The organism is Pseudomonas sp. FP2335, assembly GCF_030687535.1.
In the GTDB taxonomy this organism is placed as follows: domain Bacteria; phylum Pseudomonadota; class Gammaproteobacteria; order Pseudomonadales; family Pseudomonadaceae; genus Aquipseudomonas.
In genome coordinates this window covers 4896201-4921806 of record NZ_CP117437.1, presented here as the reverse complement: position 1 = coordinate 4921806, position 25606 = coordinate 4896201, and the positions used below count along the sequence as shown (strand labels likewise).

The following is a 25606-nucleotide window of genomic DNA, read 5'->3' as shown; positions in this document are numbered from 1 at the left end:
TCGAGAAAAATTGAGAGAAGTTCTGCTATTGGCTCGAAAAACAGGATTTTATGCCTGAAAGCTGTGAGGGCTCTTACTTTAATTGCGCGCCATTTGGCTGGCGCGCAATCGAGTCGGTCAGGGCTGGAACGCGCCGATAAAGATCGCCGGGTCGACCCGCGCATCGTTCAGGCTGACATTCCAATGCATATGCGGTCCGGTCGCGCGGCCGGTCGAACCGACCTTGCCTACCACCGCGCCGCGGGTGAGTTGATCGCCGACTTTCACGTCGATCTTCGACATGTGGCAGAACATGCTGATAAAGCCCTGGCCATGGTCGACGAACACGGTGTTGCCGTTGAAGAAGTAGTTGCCCACCAGGGTCACCTTGCCGTTCGCTGGAGTCTTGATCGGCGTACCGGCCGGTACTGCGAAATCCAGGCCCGAATGCGGGTTGCGCTCCTCGCCGTTGAAGAAGCGACGCACGCCGAACTTGCTCGACAGCGGTCCGTTCACTGGTTTGTCCAGTATCAGGTTGCTGGGCAGGTTCGGGCTGAAGCTGCGGTAGGCCTTGATCTGCACCGCCAGCTCGGCCTCGATGCGCCTGAGCTGCGCCGGGTCCGGGTTCACCTGGCTCTTGTTCTTCAAGGTGATGCGCTGTTCCGGGTACTTCTTGTAGCCGACGATAAATGGCAGGTTGCGTCCACCGCTACTGATGCGTTCATTGCCCGGCTTGACCGTCAGCGGGATGCCGACGATTGCCAGCCAGTTGTCCTGCTCCCTGACCACCAACACCGGCTTGCCCAGGTAAGTGGCTTTCGGCGCCGCCGCCGATGGGCCCAACTCGACCACGGCCACACCGCCCGGCACCGGCTTGTTCAAGGTGCGGGTGATGTAGCTGTCGGCGTGGGCGTTGACGGCGAGGCACAACAACATCAACAGGCTGAATAAACGTGGCATCGATCAATCCAATAACGAAAGGGTGACGGGTGTCAGGTGATTGTCTTCCACCCGCACTTGCAGTTGGCCTTCACCGAGGCGTGCGGTCAGGCGCTGGCCGGTGTGGGTTTGTGCGGCGTTGCGAATCGCCTGGCCGCGCTCATCCAGCAGGATGCTGTAGCCACGCCCGAGGGTCGCCAGCGGGCTGACCACCTGCAACGTCTGCACCTGGCTTTGCAGTTGCAGGCGGCGCGCCTTGAGGCCTTCGCGCATGGCGCGGGGCAGGCGCTCGGCGAGGCTGTCGAGGCGCTGGCGCAGCAGGGCCAGTTGACGGCCGGGGTGTTGACCGGCGAGGCGGGTTTCCAGGCGGATCAGGCGTTCGCGACGGGTGTTGAGGCTGCGCTCAAAGGCGCGGCGCAGGCGCATGTCCAGGTCATCCAGGCGCTGGGCTTGCTGGCGCAGGCGCTCGCCGGGGTGACGCAGGCGTCGGGCCATGCCCTCCAGGCGCAGGCGGTCGTGAGTCAGGCGGTTGCGCATCAGCATCACCAGGCGGCGATGCAGGCTGTCGACCTGGCGCACCAGGTTGCTGGAATCGGGGGCCAGTAACTCGGCGGCGGCGGATGGGGTAGGGGCGCGCACGTCCGCGACGAAATCGCTGATGGAAACATCGGTTTCATGGCCGATGGCGCTGACGATAGGTGTTACGCAGGCATCTACTGCACGGGCGACCGCTTCTTCGTTGAAGCACCACAGGTCTTCCAGCGAGCCGCCGCCACGGGCCAGGATCAACGCGTCAAAGCCACGGGCGTCGGCCATTTTCAGTGCGCGCACAATCTGCGGGATCGCTTCGCGGCCTTGCACGGCGGTGGGGATCAATGTCAGTTGCACCTGCGGCGCACGGCGGCGGAACACGCTGATGATGTCGCGGATCACCGCGCCGGTGGGCGAGCTGATAATGCCGATCTTCTGCGGGTGGGCTGGCAGCGGCACCTTGCGCTCGGCACTGAACAGGCCTTCGGCGCTGAGCTTTTCCTTCAGCGCGTCGAAGGCCAGGCGCAGCGCGCCATCACCGGCAGGCTCTACGGTGTCGAGGATCAGTTGGTAATCGCCGCGGCCTTCAAACAACGACACCTTGCCGCGTACCTTCACCGCCAGGCCGTCCTTCAACGCCTGGCGCACCCGCGCCGCATTGTTGCGGAACAACGCACAACGCACCTGGGCGCCGCTGTCCTTGAGGGTGAAATACACGTGGCCGGAAGCCGGGCGCGCGAGGTTGGAGATCTCGCCTTCGACCCAGATATTGGTGAACACGTCTTCCAGCAACACCCGCGCACGGCCGTTGAGCTGGCTGACAGTCAGGACTTCGCGGTCCAGGCCCAGGCGGGCAAACGGGTCTTTAATCATGAGCAGAGGTCTTTAATCATGGGCGGCAGTTTATAGGCATTCACGCAGGGTTTGACAGAATTGCTCCACCAGCGCGCTCGGCGTCTGCGCGCAGGCCAGGGCCACGGTGCTCAGGCAGTCCGGGTCGGCCAGCGGTAGAAACCGCACATTGGCGGGGGCGATGTCCTGCATGGATTTTGGTAACAAGGCAATACCGAAGCCGGCCTGGATCAACTGCAACTGGGTGGTCTTGCGCGACATGACCCGTGCCGCCTTGGGGAAAAATCCTGCACGCATGCACAGCTCGGCGGATAGATAACTCAGCCCCCCACGCTGGGGATGGGGGATCGAGATAAACGCTTCGTCCTTGAGTTGTTCCAGTTCAATCGGCGCATTGCTGCGTGCCAACCCATGGTTCGGCGGCACCGCGAGCAACAGTTGTTCACTATATAAAGGTGTCACGCGCACGCCTTCGCGCTGGCGCAATACCGGCAAACGCAACACGCCCACCTCCAGGCGGCCGTCGGCGATTTCCTCCAATTGCGCCTCCGAGGACAGTTTGACGATGTCCATCGACACGCCCGGGCAGCGTTCCAGCCACGTACTGATGCCACGCAGCAACGCGCCACTCATCGGCACGGTACTGGAATGGCTCAAGCGCAGCGTGCCGCGTTGGCCGTTGCCGATTTGCGTGGTCATCTCGCAGGCCTTGAGCAGCTCACTCAGCAGGTTGCGCGCCCGTGGGTAGAAGGCTTCACCCGCCGCCGTCAGTCGGGGCTGGCGCGCAGTGCGTTCGAACAAGGGGGTTTGCAGTCTGGTTTCCAGCTCCTTGATCTGCCGGCTCAATGCGGATTGGGCGACAAACAAGCGCTCGGCGGCGGCGCTGAAGCTGCCACTGTCGGCGATTTCGACGAAGTAGCGCAGTTGGCGGGTGGAGATCACGCGTCATGCCTTTTCGAGATGGGTGGAGGGCTTTGAAGATATTAGTCGCAACCCTCGTCGATGGCTAAAGTGAAGGCTATCTCTTTCAAGGAATAACCCATGAGCCCGGTTGAGCTGATGAGCCAGTGGTCGTTTGGCGCTGTGGATTGGCTGGTGATCGGCCTGGGCGTGGCGGTGGCCTACATCGTGTTTGGTATCGCCGGTTTTGGCACGGCGCTGGTGGCGGGGCCGATCCTGATCCTGTTTATGCCGCTGTCCAAGATCATCCCACTGCTGGTGCTGCTGGATTTTGTCGCGGCGTTCGGCAATCTGCTGCAATCACGGCGCGATGTGAACAAGCCGGAGTTGCTGCGCTTGCTGCCGTGCATGGCGATCGGTTGCACCCTTGGCGTGGTGTTTTTGCTCAACCTGCACTCGGATGTGTTGCTGCTGTTGATGGGCCTGTTTATCAGTGCATATGCGATCTACAGCCTGGCCGTAAAAGCCCGGCCGGCGCAATTGGCGGCGGGTTGGTCGATCCCGATGGGCACCGTGGGCGGCTTGTTTGGGGCGTTGTTTGGCAGCGGCGGTTTTTTATACGCGATCTATCTGAACAGCCGCTTGCCCAAGGACGCGGCGCGCGCCACCCAGAGTGCGTTGATCAGTTGCAGCACGGTGGTGCGCTTGAGCCTGTTCCTGATTGCCGGGGTGTATGCGGATTTGCCGCTGTTGATGTTGGCGCTGTGCCTGTTGCCGGCGATGGTGTTGGGACTTTGGTTTGGGCGCAGGCTGACGATGCGCCTGTCCCGTGAAACCTTTGTGCGATTGGTGACCTGGCTGGTGCTGGCCAGCGGTATTGCATTGATCGGGCGGTACTTGAGCGCTTGACCTGATTTCTTCAGGGATTAAGCTGCCAGCCTTCAGGGCCTCTTCGCGGGCAAGCCCGCTCCCACATTCGAGCGCATTTCTTCTGTTGGAATGCGGCCACCTGTGGGAGCGGGCTTGCCCGCGAAGGCGCCAGACGGCACACCGCAGGACTCTCAGGCCCCATGAACTCCCAAAGCATCCTTGTCCCGAAAATCTCCACCTTGCCCGTCCACGAACCCCGCGCCCGGGCGATTGTGCGTTGGCTGGTGCGCAAGAACATCATCAAGGAAGAACTCACCACCTGCGGGCGTACTGGCAACCGCATGGCCTACGCCATGGCCGATGGTGCGCGCGCCGTGGTGCTGTACCCCGAGGCGCTGCCGTTCAACGAGCCGATCAACGGCCTGGAGATCATCTACAAGCGCTGTATCTATACGCCGGCCAAGGGCTTCCTCGAAGAAGCGGGCTGCCCGGAATGCCGCAAGGAAGTCGGCGAGGCGCTGTTCGAAAGCCTGGAAGACTGGATGCCGGGCCACACCGACAACTTCACCTGTCCGCTGTGTGGGCATGAAGACGACATCAATGGCTTCCTCTTCCTACAGGAGTGCGGATTTTCCAACCTGGGATTCATCTTCAACAACTGGGCGGAGGCGGGGTTCAAGCAGAGCTTTATCGACGAATTTGCCGATTGGCTGGACCAGAAGATGAGTTGGGTCAAAGTCGAACTTTAATCCATCTATCAGTATTACCAAGTTTGTCAGAGTTTTACATTGAGCCCGGTGGGGTGCATGAGTATAATGGCGCGCTTCCATTTTCCCGCTCGGGAGCCCCCGCGATGCTGCGTATCAGCCAAGAAGCTCTGACATTCGACGACATTCTTTTAGTGCCCGGTTATTCCGAGGTGCTTCCTAACGAAGTCAGTCTCAAGACCCGCCTAACCCGTGGCATCGAGCTGAATATTCCACTGGTTTCCGCTGCCATGGACACCGTCACTGAAGCCCGTTTGGCAATCGCCATGGCTCAGGAAGGCGGCATCGGCATCATCCACAAGAACATGACCATCGAGCAGCAAGCTGCCGAAGTGCGCAAGGTCAAGCGTTACGAAGCCGGCGTGGTGAAAGATCCGATCACCATCGAAGCCGACGCCACCGTGCGCGACCTGTTCGACCTGACCCGCCTGCACAACATCTCCGGTGTTCCGGTGCTGCATGATGGCGACCTGGTCGGCATCGTCACTTCCCGTGACGTGCGTTTCGAAAACCGTCTTGAAGTCACCGTCCGTGAAGTGATGACGCCTAAAGAGCGCCTGGTCACGGTCATGGAAGGCGCCGACAAGAACGATGTGCGCGAACTGCTGCACAAGCACCGCATCGAGCGCGTGCTGATCGTCGACGACAAATTTGCCCTCAAAGGCATGATGACCGTCAACGACATCGAAAAAGCCAAGGCTTACCCGCTGGCCAGCAAGGATGACCAAGGTCGTCTGCGCGTTGGCGCTGCCGTCGGCACCGGTAAAGACACCGGCGACCGCGTTGCCGCGCTGGTGGCGGCTGGCGTTGACGTGGTAGTGGTCGACACTGCCCACGGTCACTCCAAAGGCGTGATCGACCGCGTGCGTTGGGTCAAGCAGAACTTCCCTGAAGTGCAAGTGATCGGCGGCAACATTGCCACCGGCGCTGCCGCCAAGGCCCTGGCCGAAGCGGGCGCGGATGCGGTCAAGGTCGGTATCGGCCCTGGCTCGATCTGCACCACCCGTATCGTTGCCGGTGTGGGCGTGCCGCAAATCAGCGCCATCGCCAACGTTGCTGCTGCCCTTGAAGGCACTGGCGTTCCGTTGATCGCCGACGGCGGCATCCGTTTCTCCGGTGACCTGTCCAAGGCCATCGTTGCTGGTGCTTCCTGCGTGATGATGGGCTCGATGTTCGCCGGTACCGAAGAAGCGCCAGGCGAGATCGAACTGTTCCAGGGTCGTTCGTACAAGGCTTACCGCGGCATGGGTTCGCTGGGCGCCATGTCCCAGGCACAAGGCTCTTCCGACCGTTACTTCCAGGACTCCTCGGCAGGCGCCGAGAAGCTCGTTCCGGAAGGCATCGAAGGCCGTGTACCTTACAAAGGCACCCTGAGCGCGATCATCCACCAACTGATGGGCGGCCTGCGCTCCTCGATGGGCTACACCGGTAGCGCCAACATCGAAGAAATGCGCACCAAGCCAGAGTTCGTACGGATTACCGGCGCCGGCATGGCTGAATCCCATGTCCACGACGTGCAGATCACCAAGGAAGCGCCAAACTACCGCGTAGGTTGATGCTTTCTGCATACGTTAAGTAACCGGGGCTGTTTTCAGCCCCGAGTTGTTTCTGATTCTCTTCACCTGAATTGCATAGACGAGACTGATCCCCATGGCCCTCGACATTCACGCCCACCGCATCCTGATCCTCGACTTCGGTTCCCAGTACACCCAACTGATTGCCCGCCGCGTGCGTGAGATCGGCGTGTACTGCGAACTGCATCCGTTCGACATGGACGACGAAGCGATCCGCGAATTCGCACCGAAAGGCGTCATCCTCGCCGGTGGCCCCGAGTCCGTGCACGAAGCCAACAGCCCGCGCTGCCCGCAAGCCGTATTCGACCTGGGCGTGCCTGTCTTCGGTATCTGCTACGGCATGCAGACCATGGCCGAGCAACTGGGCGGCAAGGTTGAGGGTTCCGAACTGCGTGAATTCGGCTACGCCCGTGTCGACGTGGTCGGCAAGAGCCGCCTGCTGGACGGCATCGAAGACCACGTTGACGCCGACGGCCTGTTCGGCCTCGACGTGTGGATGAGCCACGGTGACAAGGTCACCAAGATGCCGGAAGACTTCCACATCCTGGCCAGCACCCCGAGCTGCCCGATCGCCGGCATGTTCAGCGACGAGCGTCGTTACTACGGCGTGCAGTTCCACCCGGAAGTGACCCACACCAAGCAAGGCGGCCGCATCCTGTCGCGCTTCATCCTCGACATCTGCGAGTGTGAAGCCCTGTGGACCCCGTCGAAAATCGCTGAAGATGCCATCGCCCAGGTTCGCGCCCAGGTCGGCACCGACAACGTACTGCTGGGCCTGTCCGGCGGCGTTGACTCCTCCGTGGTAGCAGCCCTGCTGCACAAAGCCATTGGCGACCAACTGACCTGCGTCTTCGTCGACAACGGCCTGCTGCGCCTGCACGAGGGTGAGCAAGTGATGGCCATGTTCGCCGAGAACATGGGCGTCAAGGTGATCCGCGCCAACGCTGAAGATCAGTTCCTCAACAACCTGGCCGGCGAGTCCGACCCGGAGAAGAAGCGCAAGATCATCGGTCGTACCTTCATCGACGTGTTCGATGCCCAGTCCAACAAACTGGACAACATCAAGTACCTCGCCCAGGGCACCATCTACCCTGACGTGATCGAGTCGGCCGGCGCCAAGAGCGGCAAGGCCCACGTGATCAAGTCCCACCACAACGTGGGTGGCCTGCCTGAGGAGATGAACCTCAAGCTGGTAGAACCGCTGCGCGAACTGTTCAAGGACGAAGTGCGCCGTCTGGGCCTGGAACTGGGCCTGCCGTACGACATGGTCTACCGCCACCCATTCCCTGGCCCAGGCCTGGGCGTGCGTATCCTTGGTGAAGTGAAGAAGGAATACGCCGACCTGCTGCGTCGCGCCGACCACATCTTCATCGAAGAACTGCGCAAGGCCGACTGGTACCACAAGGTCAGCCAGGCGTTCGTGGTGTTCCAGCCGGTGAAATCCGTTGGCGTTGTAGGCGATGGCCGTCGTTACGCGTGGGTCGTGGCCCTGCGTGCCGTAGAAACCATCGACTTCATGACCGCCCGTTGGGCACACCTGCCATACGAACTGCTGGAAACTGTCAGCGGCCGTATCATCAATGAGATCGAAGGCATTTCGCGCGTGACGTATGACGTGTCGAGCAAGCCGCCGGCGACGATTGAGTGGGAGTGACCCCACAGCGCTGCATGAAAAAACCGGCTCTTGCCGGTTTTTTCATGCCCGAGCGAATGGCTTATTCTCGCTATTGAAAGAGCCGAATTGTGTTAGTGGCAGCTCTCGACGATAGCTGGATATTTTCAAACACGGAAGACCAGAATGAAACTCCTCACAGATGATGAGATTGACGTTGCATACGCTCACGTCGAAGCCTTGGACGAAGGGCGCGTGGGACCAGATAGAGCAAATTATCTTGCGTTAACGGACGCTGATTTTGAGCTCCTCCTGTACAGCATCTATAGAGGGCGTGCGTCTGATTTTCCGTGGTACAGCAATGCTCGTTTGATGGTCACAGGAGCTGACCAGGGGCGGGATGTTTGGCTCACGAAGGATGAGCTGCCGGTTGGGCTTATTCAGTGCAAAAAGGTTAAAGCTGGTTTCACTCGGCCGGACACGCTCCGTGAGGTAATCAAGTTCCTTCTAAATGTCGTGCTTGAGCCGGCGCTTATGCCGGACCCGGCCGGTTTCCGATTTATTCTTGCCCTTGCTTCGGATCCTGCCGGCACTACAATCGATTTTTTCGATGCGCCACAGACTTGGCTAACTGCCAATGAAACAGAGCTTCTAAGTCTGGCTACCGACGTTATTAAAAAGTATGAAGCGTTCTCGATGCTGAATATCGAGGCTGTCATGCCAGGCATCAGGACGGCCCTGAAGAGTCTGAAATATGAGCTTCTTAGACCAGTCGACCTCGATGCGTTACTGGAGTGCATCCCTGCTGTCCGTCAGCGTTTTTTCAAAGTCCAACTTGTCGTGGCTGTGGAGGATGCCGAGGCCATGATTGAGGCTCAGTTTGCTGCAGTTGGCTTGGTCTCAAAGAGCACACAGACATTCACCAGAGCTTACGTTGAAGAAGATATTACGCTCGGGTCGCGCGGTCTGGCCGACTGGCCTCAACTGATTTGGGGGCAGCATATAGAGCGACCAGAGTTCGATGATCTGGTCCAGCGGATCAATCGGCATCCTGCAGGCTCCACGCTGGTCGTCGGAGGAGCAGGGACTGGGAAGTCAGCACTTCTCGCCGAGCTGTATTGTGCCCTCAAAGCCCGCGGCCAGATTGTGCTCGCGATAAAGGCCGACATGCTTAGCCCTAATATTGTGAATTTCGCCGACCTTGCTTGCGATCTTGGTATGTCAGGTGATATCGAACAGGAGCTTCTCTCGCTGGCGGTTGAAGCCCCGGTTGTGCTGATCATTGATCAGCTTGACGCTGTCAGTGAAGTGATGGACCAGAGTTCACAGCGCATGCAGGTCTTACTTCGCCTTGCGTCTCGGCTACGGGAAGCAGAGAGTCAAGAGGGCAATAAACTTCCCATTCATGTCATAGTTTCTTCGCGACCATTTGAGGCGAAGTTCGACGCTCGATTTAAGTTGCTTGATGCGGATGAGTTACTACTCACTCTGCCTCCGTTCGAGCGAATATCCACACTGCTTGGTGAGCTCGGTATCGACTCCACGGTCTTGCCGGATAGTCTCAAAGAGGCGCTGCGTACACCTTTCGCTCTCGGTATATACGTCGATCTTGCCAAATCTGGCTTGAATCCTGTGGATTTCACAGCAGCAAACTTACTTGATCGATGGCTCGACAAAAAACTACCTGTAGGGACCGCGCGTGCTTCGTGTCTGGCGTTCTTACGCCAACTCGCAGCTGACATGACGCAGTGTGAGAGCCTCTGGCGGCCGGCCGCTTACTATGATCCTGATTACAGCGAGATGCTGCGTTGGGCCGAGGCGATTGGCATCGTCATCCGTGAAGACGCCAATATCGGATTCAGTCATCAGTCATGGCTCGATGATTTCCAGGCTAAGACACTCCGAACTGCACAAGAGCTGGCTGATTACGCATGGAGTCGCCAAGAAGGATTATTCGCGCGGGGAACAGTCCTGCGCGGCCTTGAGCACATGCGAAGGGTTGATATGGCTTCCTATGAGGTTGCTATTCGCTTGTTGCTACCAAACCCCAAGACACGCAGACATTTGCGCCATCTTGTGGCCGATTATTTGGCGAGTGTTGATGATCCGAGCGCAAGTGATATTGCTTGGGTCGATTGGATGGCGCGTAACGATCATGTACTTGCGAATCGGGCATTCAGGCAGCTAGCGACAAGATGGCCGTGCTGGAGATCAGGGGTGCTGCCGCTCCTTCCTTTTCTTCTACAGGACGAAAAGCATCGCTGGAATGCAATCATGCTGCTCGTTCGAGAAGTTGCTCAGGACTCGAGCCAAGTTATGGATCTGGTCGACCGCTATTGGTCGGAAGCTTCACATGATGGAGACGTGTTTAGTCTCTTTGAGCGTTCTGGTATTGCGACCGACCGTGCAATCGCTCATGTCCGTACGATCTTTAATCGAACGATGTTGGCAGATTGGGCGATATCCCATTACGCCAAGACTTTGCATGAGAATGGCAATACTCACGTTGCTTTGGATCTCATCTCATTTTGGGCTGAGTTCCAGCCTGCGGATCGGCACAATGGCATCAGGGTTTATGGTGTTGAAAAGATTGCGGCAGCCGCACCGCTCTATTGTGCCGAACGGCTCCTGCCTTGGTTTGTCGGGTTGGCATCGCGAGAGATTGGTGATGGACGGCCAGGGCATCGGTATCCGCAATCGATATCTGTTCCATACGATTGGGAACATGACTCTGGAGAGGGGCTTTTGACGCAGCTTCTGCGAAGTGTGCTCGAAGAGTCAGCAGTTTCTGACCCGCCAGGTGTGCGCACCTTGCTTGCAACTGTTGTTGCTGTAGAAATTGACGAGGTCCAGTCGCTAGTGGCCGATACCCTGGCGGCGAACTCGGCTGTATTTGCTGAGTATGCGCTCGCGTTTCTCCTGGCCGATCAGCGGCGTCTTCATCTAGGTAGCGACACGTTCGACGATGAAAGAAGTGTCGGCCACGTGATCTGCGGTTGGTCGTCAAGCGCACTGATTGCCCAGATCACTCCCTACCTCTCTCTCGCTGATATTGAGCGGATTCGCGATTACATCGAGGCTTGGGAGCCTTGGGGGGAAGAATTACAGGAAGAGCAAGATCCTGCCCATAGAAGGCAATTGCTCCGTTGGTCTGATGAGCGGAGGTTGAGTTTACTTGCCGAACTACCTGTGCACGTGCTGACGCCCCGTCGTCGTAGGCAAGTTGAGGAGTGGCAGATCGAACAGCCCACGCTAAAAGCAAAACGTGGCGGTCAGAGGATGGCGCAGTTCGTTGGATCACCCATGAGCCACGATCAGATGGCGAAAGCCAGTGACGATGCGATTATCAAAATGTTCGTTGCAGTAAACGACCATACTGGCCGTCATGAGCATCCGAAACACTGGCTGAAGGGCGGTGTTACTGAGTTGTCTCGGGCTTTTGCCGCGTTTGCGAAGTCGTTCCCAGATCGTGTTCTTCGTATCATTCCGCGTTTACAACCGGGTCTGCACGAGCAGGTTACAGGCGCCGCGATTAGAGAGCTTTCGTCGGTTGAGGCAGTCGACGCTCAGATACAAAAAACTTTGATTTGGGATGCCCAATCCCGTGGCTTTTCGTCGACTAGCTTTCGCCACGACGTTGCCAGCGCCATGGAGGTACTCGCTAAACGCCTGAGAGGTCTGGAGGGTCGTGACATCGAGTTGCTCAAGGGCTGGCTGCAGCGCGACCCCAATGTGTTAGCCGCAGAAACACTACGTCATGCCGACTTAAACAAATCCAATCGTGAGCGGAATGAGAAACCAGATCAACGCCCTGAGGCCATGCTATTTGGCCGGGGCGGCGGCATGCATTTTCTCCCTCAGCGCAATTTCACGCTGCTGTCTGCGATCGCCGCGGGATATCTTTATCGTGACGGCGTGGATTGTGATGGTTGGCTTTCGGAGTTGGAACTACACGTTACTTATCCTGAAGATCCCGAGGTTTGGAGTGCAATCCTAATGTTCAGGTCGCATGAACTTTGGTGGGCAGATGCGGCAAGAGTGGGCGAGCTGATTGAGGCGATCTGGCGGAGGTTTCCAGCGGCGTTTGAAGATGCAGCTGTAGTCCAGTCGTTGTGGCGCCTGCGCGTTCGCATGCATACGAGCCTACAGCAGGAGATTGTCAACTTCTGGCTCAGTCATAGCGATCATAAGCTTAGGCAGATTGGTGGTGAGTTCTCTGCTGCTAGCGTGATTGTCGATAGCGCTGCTTCTTGTGGGATGGGCAAGATAGTCGAAGTGGTGATGGCCGGGCATGATATTTCTGCCAGGTCTGGCGTGTTATTTGCGGCTGCAGCGGGATGGCGTGAACTCGATCTCGATATTCGAAGCCGCTCGCATGCCTACCTCATTTCTGTCGCCAGCATTGTCAGTGGGTTCGAGGCTCATGCTCTATCTACAGCTGTAGATCGTGGCGAGCGATTACCTCCCGATGAAATGACGCGAGCCCTGCTGGCTTCTGTTGCAGTAAATATTGATCTGCTCAGAGAATCGATGGGGCTGTTGTTTGTACGCTCGCTTCAGCACCTGTTGCTTTATCCAGGCTTTGAAATGCTGGTGCTTGAAATCGCAGAGGCTGCAACTGAGCTTGCACGTACATCGCCAGATAGGACCGTTGGAGGGTTGTACGACGGCGAATTTATAGGGCTTGTGATTGCACTTCAGCGTTCACCAATAGAGATCAAAACTCGTGCGATGACGATCTACGAGCGCCTGCTTGACGCTGAGGTTCACGGCGCAGAGGACGCTGCAGAATTTGCGCTGCGCCGTTAAGGCCCAAGCCGTATCCGCTCAACCCGTCCACTTCCTGGCCTCCCACAGCTTGGATGCGACGATATCCCAATCGGTCGCTCGATTCGATTATGGGCTGATGTTCTCCGGATTCCGGTGTTGATGCGGCAGCTTTTATCGGCGTTGCCCTGGGTAGGTGTTTCCTAGCGATATCACCCTCAAGAGGAGTTTCCCGTATGGTATTTCTCATGGTCTCGAAATAGCAGTTGCTTTAAAAAGTTCGGTTCCAAGGGTTTATATGTGCCTATTGATAATAGAGTGGGAATGATCCCGCGTCCGGTACCGACCGGCATCAAGTGCTAAGAAATACCCCGAAAGCCCGCGTAACTGCGGGCTTTCTGCTTTTTTGGCCTGCCACCTTCGCTGTCGCTTCGGCATGAGCGCGAGTTGCGCCTTGCCCTCTTCGGCGGTTTAAACCACCTGCAACTTGGCCAGTTGCTCGCGTTCAAGCCAGGTACTGATGTCACTGGCGTGCATGGGTTTGGAGAACAGGTAGCCTTGGGCCCAGGCGCAGCCGAGGTCTTTCAGGGCGTCGAGTTCTTCGGCGGTTTCCACGCCTTCGACGATGCATTCCAACTGCATGTCCTGGCACATGGCAATCAGCGACTTGACGATCTTGAAGCGAGCCGGGTCGAGGTGGATGTTGGTGACGAAGGTTCGGTCCACCTTCAGTTTGGTCAGCGACAGCGCATGGATCTGGCTCAGGCTGGAATAGCCGGTGCCGAAGTCGTCGAGAGAAATGCCACAGCCCAGTTCGCGAAACTGGCTGATCGCCCGCTGGGTCTGCGGCAGGTCTTGGATGGCCGCGGTTTCGGTGATTTCCAGATCGAGAGAGGGCGGGTCGAAACGGCTGTTCTTGATCTGCTCGACGATCTGCTGGGCGGCGTCCTGCGAACCACAGTCGTGAGCGGACAGGTTGAATGACAGGCGGATGCCCGCAGGCCAGCTCGTTGCCGCGTCCAGCGCCTTGTTCAGCAACGGTACAGTGAGGCGATTGATCATGCCGATACGCTCGGCAATCGGGATGAACTCACTTGGCGGGACGTTACCCAGCTCCGGGCTTTCCCAGCGTGCCAACGCCTCGAAGGCGACTGTTTGCTGACTGTGAACATCCACGATGGGTTGGAACACCATGTAAAACTCACACTCCAGATCGGCCCTGCGCAGGGCCTGTTCGGTCAGCCCTTCGCGATTGAGCTGCTGGCGATGGGCTGAGCTGAACAGGCAGACCGAGCCTGGACGGTGGCGCTTGCTCTGGTAGAGGGCATAGTCGGAGTATTCATACACTTGTGTGGCGCTGGATGCCTGATCCGGGAAGGTCGCGATGCCCAGTGACGCACTGATCTGAATAGGGATGTCCACCAGCAGAAACGGCTCGCGCATACTGGCGCAGATTCTCTCGCCAAAGGCCTGCAACTGGTCGTCGCTCATGGCCTGAGTGATGATCAGACCGAACTCGTCGCCTCCCAGCCGCGCCAGGTGTACTTCTTCGTCGAGTAACCCGGTCAGGCGCTGGCCAACCAGATAGAGCAGTTTGTCACCGATGCTATGGCCATAGAGATCGTTGACCGGCTTGAAGCCATCCAGGTCGATCAGCCCCACAGCCAGGCGAACCTCCTGCTCGCTGGCGCGGGACAGCAGCGTATCGAGGCTGGAAAAAAATTGCCGCCGATTGGCAAGCCCGGTCAGGCTGTCCTGGTTGGCCAGTTGAAGGTTTTCCTCGCTGAGTTTTGCCGTCTGCGCTTGCATGTTCACCAGCCGGGTGAAGTCGGCGTACTGCGCCTTGAGAATGATCAGCATGGCGATGGACACCAGCAGGACGTCAATCGCAGTGGCCACAAAGGAAATGATATGGGTGGATGCGAAGAACACCACGAACGCCGAGTTGACCACTGCAGTAGTGGCCAGGGCTGCCGGCAGCAGGTGCATCATGCAAAAAATGCAGCCGATGACGGTGATCGCCATATAAAAGGCGACATGCGCCTGGGAATAGCTGTCGCCATAAGGAAACAGCGCCAGCGACCAGGCGGTGAACGCCGCGGCGACAAACGGCGCGAGCATATTGGTGCGCTTAAGCGCCGTCAGCATCTGCGCCGGGCTGCGCGAGCGACTGCGCGTGCATATCCATTGCGCTGCACGAATCACCCCGAACAACGTCATGATCAAAGGGCAATACACCACCAGCCAGCGCGGCGCGACCGCAAAGTGGGTGCCCGCCAGCATCAGGCTGTTGACCAGCAGGATGAAATACATCATGGGCAACTGGCGAGACAGCGCGATGTATTGCGCCTTGACCAGACCGGGATTGTCCTTGGGCACAGACATGAGCGCTCGCAAGCCGCGCAGTGTTTTCTTCATATATCTAAAGCTCTGAAAATACGGCCAGATAAATACCCAAACGGATTTTCCTTTCCCCCCTGGACCGAGCAGGGCTAAACACTGCTCTCATGGAAGCGTGTCGGCCGGCCCCTCTTGTTTCTGCAATATTTGCGACTAGTGGCACTTTGAATTCGTTCCGGCAGCCGCGCGCAATAGTGGTAAGCGAGGCAAGCGCCTTCGGACAGCGCCGACAATTAACGGCCAATGGCTTGCTATCTGCGACGATTGGCGCTTTTGCGCAGGGAACGGGTGATTGGTGCTAACCGATCGGAGGCTATTTAGCAGCGCTCAACGAGCGCCGCTTCGCCCCGCATTGCTCAGCCAGATGTCGCTCACCGCCGCGCAATATCAGAAAAGTAAAACTTATCCAACGTATGCCGCGACTCGGTGTACTCGAACTGCCGCCCATCCTGCAAAAACGTCTGGTTGCTCACCACGATCACATGGCTTTGGCCTTCGAGGTCGAGGTGTGCCTGGTCGTCCTTGCTGCGGGGCAGGGCTTCGATGGTGCGCTGGGCGTAGGCAATTTGCAGTTGCAGGGTCTGTTCGATAAACGCGTAGATCGACTGCTCGGCGATGCTGCGGTCCAGGCCGGGGATCAGCTCGGCGACGAAATGGTTGATGTCGAGGATCACCCGTTTGCCGCCGATGCGCCGCACCCGTTTGATGCGGGTGATCAGGGTGCCGGGTTCGGCTTCGATATGTTGCAGCAGTGAACCTTCCAGCGGGAACTGGGTGAACTCGACGACGTCGGTGCGTACGTCATCGCCCAGGTCGGCGTGGGTTTCATGGAAGCTGACGATGCCGCCCAGTTGGAATTCAATCGGGTTGGGCGACAGCACGAAGGTGCCCTTGCCGTGGATCTTTTGCGCAAAGCCGCGCTCCTGCAACTGCTCGATAGCTCGGCGCACGGTGCCGCGGCTGGCCTGGTAGCTGTGCATCAGTTCGGTTTCGGAGGGGAGGCGCGTGCCGCGTTGCAGGCGTTCAGTGGTGATGCTGGCAAGCAGATCGGTATAGATCTGGTTGTATTTGCTCATGGGGATGGCTCTGTGCCTTTGCGTTCAGGCAGGAACCTTAGTGGCATGGGTGGGGTTTGTCCATTCGACCTACAGTGAGTCGGGTCCTACACCGAATAAACTTTTTGTAACTCGTCTGTACGAGTTGTTGCTTTAACTCGTACAGACGAGTACTTTTGCCCTCGGCGTGCTGCCAATGACTGCCCCCCAATAAAAAAAACCAAAGTGGAAACCAAGCATGAGCCACGACTATTCGAACATTGCCCGCGAGATCCTCGAACACCTCGGTGGCAGCGACAATCTTGAGCAAGCCGCCCACTGTGTGACTCGCCTGCGCCTGGCGTTGAAGGACCCGAGCCTGGTCAACGGCAGTGCGCTGAACCAGGTCGATCTGGTCAAGGGCTCGTTCTTCACCGGCGGCCTGTTCCAGGTGGTCATCGGCCCCGGCGAAGTGGAAAAGGTCTACGCCGCCCTGCGCGAACAGACCGGCCTCGCCGCCGCCACCATCGCCGACGTGAAGAAAAAAGGCGCCGACAAGACCAACGCCATGCAGCGCCTGGTGCGGGTGTTCTCCGATGTGTTCATGCCGATCCTGCCCGCGCTGATCATCGCCGGCCTGTTGATGGGCGTGAACAACCTGATGGGTGCCAAGGGCATGTTCATCGAGGGCAAGACGCTGCTGGAGGCGTATCCGAACCTGGATGGCCTGTGGAGCCTGATCAACCTGATGGCCAACACCTCGTTCGTGTTCCTGCCGGCGCTGGTGGGTTGGTCGGCGGCCAAGCGCTTTGGCGGCAGTGAAATCCTCGGCATCGTGCTGGGCCTGATGCTGGTGCACCCGGACCTGCTCAATGCCTGGAACTACGGTAAAGCTGTCGCCGGCCTCGACGGCCAGAGCCTGCCGTACTTCGATATTTTCGGCTGGTTCAAGATTGAAAAAGTCGGCTACCAGGGGCAGATCCTGCCGATCCTGATGGCCGCCTATGTGATGAGTGTCATCGAGAAATGGCTGCGGGCGCGGGTGCCCAACGCGATTCAACTGCTCGTCGTACCGATCACCACCATCGTCGTCACCGGCGTGCTGGCCCTGGCGATCATCGGCCCGGTGACCCGCCACCTCGGCATCCTGATCACCGAAGGCGTAGTCACCCTGTTCGACCTGGCGCCGATGGTCGGCGGGGCGATTTTCGGCCTGCTGTATGCGCCGTTGGTAATCACCGGCATGCACCACATGTTCCTCGCCGTGGACCTGCAACTCATCTCGACCCAGGGCGGCACCTTTATCTGGCCGATGATTGTCATGTCCAACCTGGCCCAAGGCAGCGCCGCGCTTGGGGTGTTCTACATGACCCGCAATGCGCGGGACAAAAGCATGGCGTCCACCTCGGCGATTTCCGCCTACTTCGGCATCACGGAGCCAGCGATGTTCGGGGTGAACCTGCGCTTCAAGTTTCCGTTCTACGCCGCGCTGCTGGGCTCGGCGCTGGGCAGCATTTTCCTGTCGCTGAACAAGGTGCAGGCGTCGGCCATCGGGGTCGGTGGCTTGCCTGGGTTTATCTCGATCATTCCGCAGTACATCCCCAGCTTCGTGATCGGGATGGTGATTGCGATCGTGGTGCCGTTTGTTCTGACCTGTGGGTTGAGCATGAAGATTGTCCGGCCGGGTTATCGCGTCGCCTGATCTATCGCCTTCGCGAGCAAGCCCGCTCCCTCCTTTGAAATGCATTCCCCTGTGGGAGCGGGCTTGCTCGCGAAGAGGCCCTCAAAGCCAGCACCAAACTCTACTCAAGGAGCCCCCATGCAAAACTGGCAACACTCGGTGATCTACCAGATCTACCCCAAAAGCTTCCACAGCCACGCGGGTAACGCCACCGGTGACCTGTTGGGCATCGTGGACAAACTCGACTACCTCCAATGGCTGGGCGTCGACTGCCTGTGGATCACCCCGTTCCTGCGCTCGCCGCAGCGCGACAACGGCTACGACATCAGCGACTACTACGCCATCGACCCCAGCTACGGGACCATGGCCGACTGCGAGTTGCTGATCAGCGAAGCCGCCAAGCGCGGCATCAAGCTGATGCTCGACATCGTGGTCAACCACACCTCCATCGAGCACGCGTGGTTCCAGCAAGCACGCAGCAGCCTCGACAACCCGTACCGCGACTTCTACATCTGGCGCGACCAGCCGAACAACTGGGAATCCAAGTTCGGCGGCTCGGCCTGGGAGTACGAGGCGCAAACCGGCCAGTATTTCCTGCACCTGTTCGACCACACCCAGGCCGACCTCAATTGGGACAACCCCAAGGTACGCGCCGAAGTGTTCAAGCTGATGCGCTTCTGGCGTGACAAGGGCGTCGGCGGTTTCCGCCTGGACGTGATCAACCTGATCTCCAAGCCCGCCGATTTCCCCGAGGACAACACCGACGGCCGTCGCTTCTACACCGACGGCCCGAACGTGCACGAGTACTTGCAGGAAATGCACCGCGAAGTCTTCGAAGGCCACGACCTGATCAACGTCGGCGAGATGTCGTCCACCAGCCTGGAACACTGCATTCGTTATTCGAATCCAGCGTCGAAAGAGCTGTCGATGACCTTCAACTTTCATCACCTGAAAGTCGATTACCCGAACCTGCAGAAGTGGGTGAAGGCCGACTTCGATTTCCTCCAGCTCAAGCAGATCTTTTCCGACTGGCAACTGGGCATGCAGGCCGGTGGCGGCTGGAATGCGCTGTTCTGGTGTAACCACGACCAGCCGCGCGTGGTCTCGCGTTTTGGTGACGACGGATTACACCGCGTGGTCTCGGCCAAGATGCTCGCCACCGCGCTGCACTTTCTCCAGGGCACGCCGTACGTGTATCAGGGCGAAGAGTTGGGCATGACCAACCCGGGCTTCGACCGCATCGAGCAATACCGTGATGTGGAGACCCTGAATATCTTCCGTCTCAAGCGCGATGCGGGCGAGTCCGAAGCCGTGAGCATGGCTGCGATCATGCAGAAGTCGCGGGACAACGGGCGTACGCCGATGCAGTGGAATGCCGGGGCCAACGCCGGTTTCAGCAGCGGCGAGCCGTGGATTGGTATTGCGGCCAATGCCTCGACGATCAACGTCGAATGCCAGCTGGATGACCCGGATTCGGTGCTGCATCACTACCGTGCGCTGATCGCCTTGCGTCGCCACGAGCCGCTGATCCAGCACGGCGTCTATCGCCAACTGTTGCCAGACCATCTCCAGGTCTGGGCCTACCTGCGCGAAGGTCACGGCGAACGCCTGCTGGTGCTGAACAACTTCTACGGCAAACCCTGCGAAATCCAACTGCCTGACAACGTGCTCAACGCGGCGACCGAGCAACGCCTGCTGATCAGCAACTACCCCGACTGCCCGCAGCGAAGCGCGACGGTGGTGTTGCGCCCCTACGAATCGTTTGTGCTGCACCTCAAGGACTGAGACCCGCTGTAACCCCGTGTGGGAGCACGGGGCGCTGCAAAAACCATAATAAAAATTCGGAGTGCGTCATGAAAACAACAATAAAACTGGGCCTCGTTGCGTCCTGCCTGGGCTTGCCCTTCGGCGCGCAGGCGCTGGAATTTGCCGGTTACCTGCGTAGCGGCGCAGGCACTTCAACAGGCAGCGGTCCGCAACAATGCTTCCAATTGCCGGGGGCGCAATCCAAGTACCGCCTGGGAAACGAATGCGAACAATACGCCGAGCTGGAATTGCGCCAGGACCTGCTGACCCTCGACGACGGCTCGGTGCTCAGCGTTGATGCCATGGCCTCGCTCTATAACAAGTACGATCGCGAGCTCAAGTTCCAGGGCGAGAACAACGGCTCGGCGCGCATGCCGCAGATGTATGCGCAGTGGTCCAACCTGCCCAGCCTCAACGGCGGCTCGATCTGGGCCGGGCGGCGTTACTACAAGCGTAACGACATCCATATCTCCGACTTCTACTACTGGAACCAGAGCGCCACGGGCGGCGGTATCGAGGACGTGCTGATCGGCGACCTCAAGTACAGCTATGCGATTTCCCGCAAGGACAACCTGTACCAGAAGGAATACGCCACCCGTCACGACTTCAACGTTGCCGGCTTCAAGACCAACCCTGGCGGTGAGCTGGAACTGGGCTTGAGCTACATCGAAAAAGCCGGTGGGCGCGACACCAACAGCGGCTGGGCGCTCACCGCGCAGCACGTGCAAAAACCTTTCCTGGGCGGCAAGAACAAGTTCGCCTTGCAGTACGGCGAAGGCCCCGGCACCGGGCTCGGCTACACCGGCAATACATTCCTGGATAACAGCAGCAAGAGTTATCGCGCCGTGGAGTTTTTCGACTGGCAGGTGACTCCGCGTTTCGGCGGGCAGATCGAGGCGGTGTACCAGAAAGACATTCGCCCCGGCAGCCAGGACCAGACCTGGATGTCTGTCGGCGTGCGTCCGGCGTATGCCATCAGCGAGCAGTTCAAGCTGGTCACCGAGCTTGGCCATGATCAGGTCGATGCCAGTGGCGGCACGCGCAAGCTGAGCAAATTTACCTTTGCCCCGACCTGGTCACCCAAAGGCCCGGATTTCTGGGCGCGCCCGGAAGTGCGTTTGTACTACACCTATGCAACCTGGAACGAAGCGGCCAAGCGCGCGGCGAATGAGCTGGCGGCAGGGTCGGCGTTGTCCGACACCGGCTCGTACGGTACGGCGCGGCATGGGTCGAACTTTGGTGTGCAGGTCGAGTACTGGTGGAAGTAAGTATGTGGGTGTACGCGGACTAATAATGTGGGAGCGGGCTTGCTCGCGAATGCGGTGTATCAGCTATGTATTCGGTGACTGACACACTGCATTCGCGAGCAATCCCGCTCCCACATGTTGATCTGCGCCGCCCCAGGGATTTGTATCCAACCGATGATTTTTACAGAACAAAACAACAGGTGAAGTCATGACCACAACTCAACCCCTGGAACTGCTGGCACCGCTGTCCGGCGTGCTGTTGGCACTGGACGCGGTGCCCGACCCGGTCTTCTCCAGCCGCCTGATCGGCGATGGCCTGTGCATCGACCCGACCTCGCAGACCCTCTGCGCACCGTTGGCCGGGGTGATCAGCAATATCCAGGACAGTGGGCATGCGGTCAGCATCACCGATGACCACGGCGTGCAGGTGCTGATGCATATCGGCCTGGACACCGTGAACCTCGCAGGCAAAGGTTTCACCCGCTTGGTGCAGGAAGGCCAGCGCGTGGAGGCCGGGCAGGCGCTGATCGAATTCGATGCCGACTATGTGGCGCTCAATGCCCGCAGCCTGCTGACCTTGATGCTGGTGGTCAGCGGCGAGCCGTTCACCTTGCTGGCGAACGGCTCGGTCGAGATGGGCCAGCCGCTGTTGCAGTTATCCCCAGGCGCGGCGGTTGATGCAGTGGATGAGGAGGAGGGCGATGCGCTGTTCTCCAAACCGCTGACGCTGCCCAACGCCAACGGCCTGCATGCGCGCCCGGCGGCGGTGCTGGCCCAGGCGGCCAAGGGCTTCAAGGCGAGCATCTACCTGCACAAGCAAACCCAGAGCGCCAACGCCAAGTCGCTGGTGGCGATCATGGCGCTGCAAACCGTGTACGGCGACACCTTGCAAGTGAGCGCCGCGGGTGAGGATGCCGACGCGGCGATCAAGGCATTGGTGGCGCTGTTGGCTGACGGTTGCGGCGAGACGGTCGCGGCAGCGGCCGAAGTGATTGCGCCGGTGTCATCGTCGACACTATTGCGCGGCGTGTGCGCGTCGCCGGGCTCGGCGTTTGGCCAGGTGGTTCAGGTGGCTGAGCCCGAGTTGAGCATCACCGAGCAGGGCGCTGGTGAAGCGGCCGAACGCGCCGCATTGCAGCGTGGCCTGCGGGCCGCGAACGCAGCGCTGCAAGCGTTGCAAGACAAGGCCGCCGGTAGCGCCCAGGCGGAGATTTTCCGTGCTCACCAGGAGTTGCTCGAAGACCCGACATTGCTTGAGCAAGCCCACGACCTGCTGGCGCAAGGCAAGAGCGCCGCGTTTGCCTGGAACAGCGCCACGCTCGCCACCGTCCAGTTGTTCCAGGGCCTGGGCAATGCGCTGATCGCCGAACGTGCAGCGGACTTGGCCGACGTTGGCCAACGCGTGCTCAAGTTGATCCTCGGCATTCAAGACAGCGCCTGGGACTTGCCCGAGCGCGCGATCCTGATCGCCGAACAGCTGACGCCCTCGCAAACCGCCAGCCTCGACACGCGCAAGGTGCTGGGGTTTGTCACCGTCGGCGGCGGCGCCACCAGTCACGTCGCGATCCTCGCCCGTGCCCTCGGCCTGCCGGCGATGTGTGGTGTGCCACTGCAAGTGCTGGCGTTGGCCAATGGCAAGCAGGTGCTGCTGGATGCCGACAAAGGTGAGCTGCACCTGGAGCCGAACCTGGCTGAAATCGAACAGCTGGAGGCCGCGCGCCAACAGCAAGTACTGCGTCGCCAGCGCGAAGTGGCGCAGGCTGGATTAGCTGCCACTACTCGCGATGGGCATCACGTTGAAGTCACTGCCAACGTCGCCTCGTTGCAAGAAGTAGAGCAGTCGTTGACCCTGGGCGGCGAGGGGGTTGGCCTGCTGCGCTCCGAGTTCCTCTACCTGGACCGCAATCGCGCGCCCAGCCCGGAAGAACAGGCGGGCACCTACACCGCCATCGCCCGTGCCCTGGGCACCGAGCGCAATCTGGTGGTGCGTACCCTGGACGTCGGCGGCGACAAACCATTGGCCTACGTGCCGATGGACGCCGAGACCAACCCGTTCCTCGGCTTGCGCGGCATTCGCCTGTGCCTGGAGCGCCCGCAGCTGCTGCGCGAGCAGTTCCGTGCAATCCTCGCCAGCGCCGGTTTTGCGCGCCTGCACATCATGTTGCCGATGGTCAGCCTGCTGTCGGAGCTGCACCAGGCCCGCACGATTCTTCAGGAGGAAGCGCTGGCGCTCGGGCTCTCTGAACTGCCGAAACTGGGCATCATGATCGAAGTACCGTCCGCCGCGCTGATGGCCGATGTGTTTGCGCCCCATGTGGATTTCTTCTCCATCGGCACCAATGACCTGACCCAATACACCCTGGCCATGGACCGCGACCACCCGCGCCTGGCCAGCCAGGCCGACAGCTTCCACCCGGCGGTGCTGCGCTTGATCGCCACTACCGTCAAGGCGGCCCATGCCCATGGCAAGTGGGTCGGCGTGTGTGGGGCGTTGGCCTCCGAAGCACTGGCGGTGCCGGTGTTGCTCGGGCTGGGGGTGGATGAGTTGTCGGTCAGCGTACCGTTGATCCCGACCATCAAGGCCACCGTGCGCGAGCTGGACCTGGCCGACTGCCAGATCATCGCCCGCCAGGTGCTGGGCCTGGAAGAAGCCGCCCAAGTGCGTGAGGCGTTGCGCCTTTACCACGCGGCCACTGTTGAAACCTCACCTGTCGTGGAGCTTTGAACATGTTCGAGAAATTGCAGCGGGCGTTCTGGAAGGCGTTGACCCCGGATTTGATTGCCGAGACGGTCGCCGCGCCTGGGGTGTTGTCAACCGAAGTGCTGAGTGCGTTGGGTGGGGCGGACAACCTCAAGTCGCAGCAGCGGGTGGCACTCACAAGGGTGAGGGTGCAGTTGTTGGATGCGACGCGATTGGACGAGCAGGCGTTGACGGCAGCCGGTGTGCCGGGGGTGATGGTGCTCGCTGGCGGCGTGGTGCATCTGCTCACCGGCCTTTAAGCCTGGAGAAGATCAAAATGTGGGAGCGGGCTTGCTCGCGAATGCGGCGGTTCAGTCTACTCATGCAGTGACTGACACACCGCTTTCGCGAGCAAGCCCGCTCCCACACAAGCCCGCTCCCACATCTGGTTTTGTGGTGTGCTTACAGTTGGGGGTTGTCTTCCGGCGGCTTGGTCTTGTTCACGCCCGGCACATGCAGGTTGCCTTCGACCACCTGGTTGCCCTCCAGCTGCGGCTGGGTCACCCAGGTCAGGATGTCGTAATAGCGCCGGATGTTCGCCACAAAGTGCACCGGCTCGCCACCCCGGGCATAACCGTAGCGGGTCTTGCTGTACCACTGCTTCTGCGACAGGCGCGGCAGCATCTTCTTCACGTCCAGCCACTTGTTCGGGTTCAGGCCTTCGCGCTTGGCCAGGGTGCGTGCATCTTCCAGGTGACCGGTGCCGACGTTGTAGGCAGCGAGGGCGAACCACGTACGGTCCGGCTCGGCGATGCTGTCGTCCAGTTCATCCTTGATCTTGGCCAGGTACTTGGCGCCGCCCATGATGCTTTGCTTGGGGTCCAGGCGGTTGGACACGCCCATGGCCTGGGCGGTGTTCTGGGTCAGCATCATCAGGCCGCGCACGCCGGTCTTGGAGGTGACCGCCGGTTGCCACAGCGATTCCTGATAGCCGATGGCCGCCAATAAACGCCAGTCGACCTTTTCTTCCTTGGCATAGGCCCGGAAGTGTTTCTCGTACTTGGGCAAGCGCTGCTGCAAGTGCTGGGCGAAGGTATAGGCGCCGACATAACCGAGTACATCAACGTGCCCGTAGTAGCGGTCTTTGAGCCGTTGCAGAGTGCCGTTCTTCTCGACCTTGTCCAGGTAACTGTTGATCTCGTTGAGCAGGCTGTTGTCTTCACCGGCGGCCACGGCCCAGCTCTGGTTGCTGGCGTTGCCGAGGTCGAACGCCACGCGTACGTTGGGGAAGTAGACTTGGTTCATCGCCACTTCGTTGGAGTCCACCAGGGTCAGGTCGATTTGCCCTTCGTCCACCATGCGTAGCAGGTCGACCACCTCAACGGCGTCGGATTCTTCATATTCGATTGCAGGGTTCTGCTGTTTAAGCGCCGCCAGTTGTTCGGCGTGGGTGCTGCCCTTGAGCACCATGATCTTCTTGCCCACCAGGTCCGCCGCATTCGTCGGGCGGGACTGGCCGTTGCGGTAGATGATCTGCGGGGTCACTTCAAGATAAGGATGGGAGAAGCGCACCTGCTGCTGGCGCTGCTCGCTGCTGACCAGGCCGGCGGCGGCCAATACCGGGCCGTTGGTCTTGCCCAACTGGCCGAACAGGTCATCGAGGTTGTCGGCGGTCTCGATCTGCAACTTGACGCCCAGGTCATCGGCAAAACGCTTGACCAGTTCGTATTCGAAACCGGTTTCACCGTTGCGGTCCTGGAAATAGGTCGCCGGGCTGTTCCGGGTAATCACCCGCAATACGCCGTCCTCCTTGATTCGCTCGAGCGTGCTGGGTTTATCAACACAGGCGCTGAGCATCAGGAAGAGTCCGGTTGCGATGAGCCATTTGGCGCACCGCGGGCGCAAAGCAGTAGGGGAGAACATCTGCGCAGTATACGCAAACGGCCCACGGCGCCATATCTCGACAG

16 protein-coding genes are annotated in these 25606 nt (G+C 59.6%); 10 read left to right on the top strand and 6 right to left on the bottom strand.

Annotation, left to right across the window (positions count from 1 at the left end):
* Positions 1 to 117: 117 nt before the first annotated feature.
* Genes PSH81_RS22085 through PSH81_RS22075 form a run of 3 tightly spaced genes read right to left on the bottom strand, consistent with a single transcriptional unit; the run spans position 118 to position 3243 of the window.
* Positions 118 to 939: a peptidoglycan DD-metalloendopeptidase family protein gene (locus tag PSH81_RS22085; protein WP_305391483.1), complete on the bottom strand. Its 822-nt coding sequence runs from the start codon at positions 937 to 939 to the stop codon at positions 118 to 120.
* Positions 940 to 942: 3 nt separating this feature from the next.
* Entirely contained in the window at positions 943 to 2322 is a 1380-nt protein-coding gene (gene xseA / locus PSH81_RS22080) for an exodeoxyribonuclease VII large subunit (RefSeq protein ID WP_305391482.1), read from the bottom strand.
* Positions 2323 to 2352: 30 nt separating this feature from the next.
* On the bottom strand, positions 2353 to 3243 hold the full coding sequence (locus PSH81_RS22075; RefSeq protein WP_305391481.1) for a LysR family transcriptional regulator: 891 nt from the start codon (positions 3241 to 3243) through the stop codon (positions 2353 to 2355).
* A 99-nt stretch (positions 3244 to 3342) separates the two neighbouring features.
* Here PSH81_RS22075 and PSH81_RS22070 point away from each other — a divergent pair, with 99 nt between their 5' ends.
* The 5 genes from PSH81_RS22070 (at position 3343) to PSH81_RS22050 (ending at position 12833) form a co-directional block, all read left to right on the top strand.
* A complete protein-coding gene (locus PSH81_RS22070) occupies positions 3343 to 4110 on the top strand; it encodes a sulfite exporter TauE/SafE family protein (RefSeq protein WP_192299553.1) in 768 nt (255 codons plus the stop codon).
* Between the two features lie 161 nt (positions 4111 to 4271).
* A complete protein-coding gene (locus tag PSH81_RS22065) occupies positions 4272 to 4820 on the top strand; it encodes a sugar ABC transporter ATPase (RefSeq protein ID WP_192299552.1) in 549 nt (182 codons plus the stop codon).
* Positions 4821 to 4924: 104 nt separating this feature from the next.
* The gene (gene guaB, locus PSH81_RS22060) at positions 4925 to 6394 is read left to right on the top strand and encodes an IMP dehydrogenase (RefSeq protein ID WP_192299551.1); all 1470 of its coding nucleotides are present in this window, start codon (positions 4925 to 4927) and stop codon (positions 6392 to 6394) included.
* A gap of 94 nt (positions 6395 to 6488) precedes the next feature.
* Positions 6489 to 8066: a glutamine-hydrolyzing GMP synthase gene (gene guaA, locus PSH81_RS22055; protein ID WP_016977685.1), complete on the top strand. Its 1578-nt coding sequence runs from the start codon at positions 6489 to 6491 to the stop codon at positions 8064 to 8066.
* Between the two features lie 144 nt (positions 8067 to 8210).
* A complete protein-coding gene (locus PSH81_RS22050; protein WP_305391480.1) occupies positions 8211 to 12833 on the top strand; it encodes an ATP-binding protein in 4623 nt (1540 codons plus the stop codon).
* Positions 12834 to 13262: 429 nt separating this feature from the next.
* On the opposite strand, the gene PSH81_RS22045 is transcribed toward PSH81_RS22050, so the two are convergent.
* Together PSH81_RS22045 and treR are read right to left on the bottom strand one after the other, a co-directional pair.
* Entirely contained in the window at positions 13263 to 15209 is a 1947-nt protein-coding gene (locus tag PSH81_RS22045) for a bifunctional diguanylate cyclase/phosphodiesterase (RefSeq protein WP_305391479.1), read from the bottom strand.
* A 353-nt stretch (positions 15210 to 15562) separates the two neighbouring features.
* Positions 15563 to 16267 carry a trehalose operon repressor gene (treR, locus tag PSH81_RS22040; protein ID WP_192299549.1) on the bottom strand — a complete coding sequence of 235 codons (705 nt, stop codon included), beginning with the start codon at positions 16265 to 16267 and terminating at the stop codon, positions 15563 to 15565.
* Positions 16268 to 16484: 217 nt separating this feature from the next.
* On the opposite strand from treR, the gene treP reads away from it, so the two are divergent.
* The 5 genes from treP to PSH81_RS22015 all read left to right on the top strand — a co-directional run bounded on the left by treP (position 16485) and on the right by PSH81_RS22015 (position 23959).
* Positions 16485 to 17927, top strand: a complete 1443-nt coding sequence (gene treP / locus PSH81_RS22035) for a PTS system trehalose-specific EIIBC component (RefSeq protein ID WP_192299548.1) — start codon at positions 16485 to 16487, stop codon at positions 17925 to 17927.
* Positions 17928 to 18044: 117 nt separating this feature from the next.
* Positions 18045 to 19691 (top strand): alpha,alpha-phosphotrehalase, encoded by a 1647-nt coding sequence (treC, locus tag PSH81_RS22030; RefSeq protein WP_305391478.1) that lies wholly within the window; start codon positions 18045 to 18047, stop codon positions 19689 to 19691.
* A gap of 68 nt (positions 19692 to 19759) precedes the next feature.
* On the top strand, positions 19760 to 20980 hold the full coding sequence (locus tag PSH81_RS22025) for a carbohydrate porin (protein WP_192299546.1): 1221 nt from the start codon (positions 19760 to 19762) through the stop codon (positions 20978 to 20980).
* 187 nt (positions 20981 to 21167) lie between these two features.
* Positions 21168 to 23684: a phosphoenolpyruvate--protein phosphotransferase gene (gene ptsP / locus PSH81_RS22020; protein WP_226456306.1), complete on the top strand. Its 2517-nt coding sequence runs from the start codon at positions 21168 to 21170 to the stop codon at positions 23682 to 23684.
* A 2-nt stretch (positions 23685 to 23686) separates the two neighbouring features.
* Complete coding sequence (locus PSH81_RS22015; protein WP_226456305.1) at positions 23687 to 23959, top strand: PTS transporter subunit EIIB; 273 nt, start codon at positions 23687 to 23689, stop codon at positions 23957 to 23959.
* A 142-nt stretch (positions 23960 to 24101) separates the two neighbouring features.
* Here PSH81_RS22015 and mltF read toward each other — a convergent pair whose 3' ends face one another.
* The gene (mltF, locus tag PSH81_RS22010; protein ID WP_192299543.1) at positions 24102 to 25562 is read right to left on the bottom strand and encodes a membrane-bound lytic murein transglycosylase MltF; all 1461 of its coding nucleotides are present in this window, start codon (positions 25560 to 25562) and stop codon (positions 24102 to 24104) included.
* Between the last annotated feature and the right edge of the window lie 44 nt (positions 25563 to 25606).